General features: G+C 56.6%; 1 protein-coding gene. It reads right to left on the bottom strand.

What is annotated here, in order from left to right; translation table 11 throughout:
• On the bottom strand, positions 1-1,172 hold a 1,172-nt coding region (locus Xentx_RS18020; protein WP_139292541.1), incomplete at both ends, for an amino acid adenylation domain-containing protein.

The following is a 1,172-nucleotide window of genomic DNA, read 5'->3' as shown; positions in this document are numbered from 1 at the left end:
TCGATATTGCCATCGGGTCGCCAGCGGCCAAGGTCACCGCTTTTGTACATGCGGGCATGGGGGGTTGGGGAAAACGGGTCAACAAGAAAACGCTCGGCCGTCAGTTCAGGCCGGTTGAGATACCCACGAGCCACCCCAGCGCCGGCGATATAGATTTCCCCGGTCACGCCCAAAGGCACAGGTTGGCCGTTGCCATCAAGGATATAAATGCGGCTGTTGGCTATCGGGCGACCAATGGGCGGCAATACTGGCCATTGTGCCATTTCCTTACCCAATTGGTATGCCGTAGTGACATGGCTTTCTGTCGGGCCATAGTGATTATGTAACCGACAGTTGGCCTGTTGCAGGAAACGCTGAATGGCCGGCGTAATACGCAATTGCTCGCCGGCGGTGATGATATGCGCCAGACAGGAAAAATCTTCTCTGCTGTCACTGGCGGCTTCAGCCAGATGCTGGAGCGCAATATAGGGCAGGAAAATTCGGTCAATCTGTTGTTGCTGAATCAGCCGGAGAAGCTGTTGTGGCGCCCGCCGCAGGGTTTCATTAATCAGAACCAGACAGCCGCCTTCACTCAGGGTAGTGAATATTTCCTGAAAGGCGACATCGAAGCCCAGCGCAGCAAATTGCAGGGTTTTGCCGGTGCCAGGGGGCGATGAAGGGGCGTGTCGGTGCCATTGCAGTAAGTTTGACAAGGCCGCCAGCGGCATTTCCACTCCTTTGGGCAATCCGGTGGAGCCTGACGTGTAGATGACATAGGCCAGATGGTACGGTGTCAGCCCCATTTTCTGCGTGTCTGGGTTGTGAGTCGGTTGTTCCGCGAGGTAAGTTGCCTGAGCATCAAGCAGCAGGGTGAGATAGTCGGTCTCAGCTGTGGGGTCAGCATTGTTCAGGGCGTCAGCGAGAGTGGATTGGGTAAGTAAGGCTACGGGGGCGGCATCTTGGAGCATATACGTCAGCCGTTCAGTCGGGTAGGCCGGATCGAGCGGGACATAGGCCCCGCCAGCCTTGAGGATAGCGAGTAAGCCGACCACCATTTCCAGACTGCGTTCGACACAAATCGCCACGCGTTTGTCCGGACGGACGCCCAGCGCAATCAGATAATGGGCTAGCTGATTAGCGCGGCGGTTCAGTTCGCCATAGCGAATAGTTTGCCCTTCAAATACCACGGCGGG

Origin of the sequence: Xenorhabdus thuongxuanensis, assembly GCF_001908095.1 — a bacterium.
Taxonomy (GTDB): Bacteria; Pseudomonadota; Gammaproteobacteria; order Enterobacterales; family Enterobacteriaceae; genus Xenorhabdus; species Xenorhabdus thuongxuanensis.
Note: the sequence above shows the minus strand (reverse complement) of the source record. Positions and strands in the feature narration are given on the sequence as shown.